Source organism: Paraburkholderia sp. (assembly GCF_035501035.1).
Lineage (GTDB): Bacteria > Pseudomonadota > Gammaproteobacteria > Burkholderiales > Burkholderiaceae > Paraburkholderia.
Genome location: NZ_DATJWR010000493.1, coordinates 1 through 4,043 on the forward strand (window position 1 = coordinate 1; position 4,043 = coordinate 4,043).

Annotated in this window: 4 protein-coding genes; all 4 read left to right on the top strand. The window is 63.9% G+C overall.

The window, feature by feature from the left end:
• Window positions 1-20: 20 nt before the first annotated feature.
• The gene (locus VMJ11_RS33745; RefSeq protein WP_325625516.1) at window positions 21-374 is read left to right on the top strand and encodes a phage holin family protein; all 354 of its coding nucleotides are present in this window, start codon (window positions 21-23) and stop codon (window positions 372-374) included.
• Window positions 375-420: 46 nt separating this feature from the next.
• Window positions 421-1,251, top strand: coding sequence for a methylenetetrahydrofolate reductase [NAD(P)H] (metF, locus tag VMJ11_RS33750; protein ID WP_325625511.1), 831 nt, complete (start codon window positions 421-423; stop codon window positions 1,249-1,251).
• Between the two features lie 382 nt (window positions 1,252-1,633).
• Window positions 1,634-3,268, top strand: a complete 1,635-nt coding sequence (locus VMJ11_RS33755; RefSeq protein WP_325625513.1) for an ABC transporter substrate-binding protein — start codon at window positions 1,634-1,636, stop codon at window positions 3,266-3,268.
• Between the two features lie 128 nt (window positions 3,269-3,396).
• Window positions 3,397-4,043: ABC transporter permease subunit (locus VMJ11_RS33760; protein WP_325625515.1), on the top strand; the 647-nt coding region annotated here is incomplete at its 3' end.

Genomic DNA, 4,043 nt, shown 5'->3' on the forward strand with positions numbered 1-4,043 from the left:
TCGAAGCAAAAGGAGTCCTTATGACCGTGCTGCTGACCTGGCTGATCAACGCGCTCGCGCTCTTGATCATCACCTGGCTCGTTCCCTCGATCCACATTCGCAGCTTCGGCACGGCGCTCATCATCGCGATCGTGCTCGGTCTCATCAACGCCGTGCTGCGACCGGTGCTGATCCTGCTCACGCTGCCCGTGACGATCCTCACGCTCGGACTGTTCATCCTCGTGGTGAACGCGCTGTGCTTCTGGCTCGCGTCGTCGTTGCTCAAGGGCTTCGAGGTGTCGGGCTTCTGGTCGGCCTTCTTCGGCTCGATCCTGTACAGCATCGTGTCGTGGCTGCTCTCGGCGCTGATCTTCGGCAACCGCAGCCTCGGCTGACGCCGGCCCGGGCCTCATGCGGCCCGGCCATTCTGGCCTCATCAACATGAAACCCATCGAACTCTCATTCGAATTCTTCCCGCCGAAGACATCGGACGGCGTCGAGAAGCTGCGCGCCACGCGCGCCCAGCTTATCGCGCTCAAGCCGAAGTTCGTCTCGGTGACGTTCGGCGCGGGCGGCTCGACGCAGCAGGGCACGCTCGACACCGTCGTCGACATCGCGAAGGAAGGCGTCGAAGCGGCGCCGCACCTCTCGTGCATCGGCTCTTCGAAAGAGAGCCTGCGCGCGATTCTCGGCGAGTACCGCTCGCACGGCATCCGCCACATCGTCGCGCTGCGCGGCGACCTGCCCTCGGGCATGGGCGCGGTGGGCGAGCTGCGCTACGCGTCGGAGCTCGTCGCCTTCATCCGCGAGGAAACCGGCGATGCGTTCCACATCGAAGTGGCCGCGTATCCCGAATACCACCCGCAGGCGCGCTCGCCGCGCCACGACCTCGAAGCGTTCGCGCAGAAGGTGAAGGCCGGTGCGAACTCGGCGATCACGCAGTACTTCTTCAACGCCGACGCGTATTTCCGCTTCGTCGACGACGCGCGCAACCTCGGCGTGGATATCCCGATCGTGCCCGGCATCATGCCGATCACGAACTACTCGCAGCTCATGCGCTTTTCGGAGATGTGCGGCGCCGAAGTGCCGCGCTGGGTCGCCAAGCGCCTCGAGAGCTTCGGCGACGACCGCGAGTCGATCCGCGCGTTCGGTCTCGACGTGGTGACGGACCTGTGCGGGCGTCTCGTCGATGCGGGCGTGCCCGGCCTGCACTTCTACACGCTCAACGCGGCGGCGGCCACCAAGGCCATCTGCGAGCGGCTCGGATTCTGATGCCGAAGCCTTGCGGGCCTGCGCCCGCACGCCGAGCGAACCGCGCGGTTCCCGAACTCTCGGGCCGCGCGGTTTTTTGTTGAGATAACGCTTCTGGTGGCCTGCCCGAGCGCGATCAAGTATCGAGACGGGGCCCCTGCAGACGATACCGGCGGCGGAGCCGGTCGCGCCCGCTGCGCGCAGCAAATCGGCGCGCCAAGGTCGTGTTCGGGCCAGAAATAGGGGGCAAGGCGACGCTGCATTGCACCATGCCGTTCGCGCCGGTCCTGTCAACCCGGCGTTTTCCACAAGCGACGAGACTTTTGGCTTGCTTGTGAGCGCGGCCCGTGCTCAAGTAAGATCGCGCTACGCCGGCTTCGGCCGGCACTGAACTGGAGGAAACATGAAAGAAAACAAACTGTTGCGCGCGGCACGACTGACTTCGCTCGTGGCGCTCGCAGCGGCATCGATTGCTGGAGCCCCTCTCGCGCACGCGGCGCAGAGCATTCCGAACAAGACGCTCGTCTACTGCTCGGAAGGCAGCCCCGCAGGCTTCGACCCGGCCCAATACACCACGGGCGTCGACTTCACCGCGAACACGTTCACCGTCTACAACCGTCTCGTCGAATTCGAGCGCGGCGGCACCAAGGTCGAACCGGGACTCGCACAATCGTGGGACGTTTCCCCTGACGGCAAGACCTACACGTTCCATCTGCGCCACGGCGTGAAGTTCCAGACCACGGCGTTCTTCAAGCCCACGCGCGAATTCAACGCCGACGACGTGCTGTTCTCGTTCAACCGCATGCTCGACCCGAACCAGCCGTTCCGCAAGGCGTACCCGGTGTCGTTCCCGTACTTCACCGACATGGGCCTCGACAAGCTGATCGCGAAGGTCGAAAAGGTCGATCCGTACACGGTGAAGTTCACGCTGAACGAGCCGAACGCACCGTTCATCCAGAATATGGCGATGGAATTCGCGTCGATCCTCTCGGCCGAATACGCGGATCAGCTGCTGAAGGCCGGCAAGGCCGCCGACATCAACCAGTTCCCGGTCGGCACGGGTCCGTTCATCTTCAAGAGCTACACGAAGGACGCGACGATCCGCTTCGACGGCAATCCTGACTACTGGAAGCCGGGCGCCGTGAAGCTCTCGAAGCTGATCTTCTCGATCACGCCGGATGCAAGCGTGCGCGTGCAGAAGATCAAGCGCGACGAATGCCAGGTGATGAGCTATCCGCGCCCCGCCGACATCGCGCCGCTGAAGGCCGAGGCGAACATCGCGATGCCGTCGCAGCCGGGCTTCAACCTCGGCTATCTGTCGTACAACGTCACGCACAAGCCGCTCGACAACGTCGACGTGCGCCACGCACTCGACATGGCGATCAACAAGAAGGCGATCATCGACTCGGTGTACCAGGGCGCGGGCCAGCTCGCAACCAACCCGATGCCGCCCACGCAGTGGTCCTACGTCAAGAACCTGCCGGCCAACGCGTACGACCCGGAAAAGGCCAAGGCGCTGCTCGCGAAGGCCGGTCTGTCGAACGGCTTCGAGATCACGCTGTGGGCCATGCCCGTGCAGCGCGCCTACAACCCGAACGCGCGTCTGATGGCCGAGATGATCCAGGCCGACTGGGCCAAGATCGGCGTGAAGGCGAAGATCGTCACGTATGAGTGGGGCGAGTACATCAAGCGCGCGCACGCGGGCGAGGATGACTCGATGCTGATTGGCTGGACGGGCGACAACGGCGACCCCGACAACTGGCTCGGCACGCTGCTCGGCTGCGAGGCCGTGAACGGCAACAACTTCGGCAAGTGGTGTTACAAGCCGTTCGACGATCTGGTCCAGAAGGGCCGCCAGACCTCCGACGTGGCGCAGCGCACCAAGTACTACCAGGAAGCGCAGCAGATCTTCGCGCAGCAACTGCCGTTCTCGCCGATCGCCCACTCGACCGTCTACCAGCCGGTCAGCAAGAAGGTGATCGACATGCGCATCGAACCGCTCGGCTACGCGCGCTTCGACGGCGTTGGCATGCAGTAATGTTTATCGGGTAGTTTTTCGCCTGGTTTTCACCTGATCGGAAAACTGGCGAAATATGGTCCGGCGACCGGGGTCACGAGCCCCTGTCGCCGGTTGCGTTTCATTTCAAGCTTTTGGGGGAACACCACATGTTCCGCTTCGTATTGCGCCGCATCGGCATGGTGATACCCACGTTCATCGGTATCACGATCCTCGCGTTCGCACTCATTCACCTGATTCCGGGCGACCCCATCGAAGTGATGATGGGCGAGCGCGGCGTCGATCCGCAAATGCACGCCGAGGCGATGCACCGCCTCGGGCTCGACGAGCCGCTGCCGATGCAGTATCTGCACTACGTCGGCCACGCGCTGCAAGGCAATCTCGGCACCTCGATCATCACCAACACGAGCGTGATGGGCGAGTTTCTCGCGCGCTTTCCCGCCACCGTCGAACTGTCGTTCTGCGCGCTCATGTTCGCGCTTGTGATCGGCCTGCCGGCGGGCGTGTTCGCGGCGCTCAGGCGCGGCACCGTCGTCGACCACGGCGTGATGGGCACCGCGCTCACCGGCTACTCCATGCCGATCTTCTGGTGGGGGCTCATCCTCATCATGGTGTTCTCGTCGAAGCTCGGCTGGACGCCGGTTTCGGGCCGCATCGCCGTGGAGTTCGACATTCCGCACGTCACGGGCTTCATGCTCATCGATTCGCTGCTGCCCGGCACCGACGAAGGCTCGTTCCGCTCGGCGCTCTCGCATCTGATCCTGCCCGCGATCGTGCTCGGCACGATTCCGCTCGC

What these genes read in the sequence shown, in the direction of transcription:
- metF (WP_325625511.1), top strand. Translation starts at nt 421, where the DNA reads ATGAAACCCATCGAACTCTCATTCGAATTCTTCCCGCCGAAGACATCG.
- VMJ11_RS33755 (WP_325625513.1), top strand. Translation starts at nt 1,634, where the DNA reads ATGAAAGAAAACAAACTGTTGCGCGCGGCACGACTGACTTCGCTCGTG.
- VMJ11_RS33745 (WP_325625516.1), top strand. Translation starts at nt 21, where the DNA reads ATGACCGTGCTGCTGACCTGGCTGATCAACGCGCTCGCGCTCTTGATC.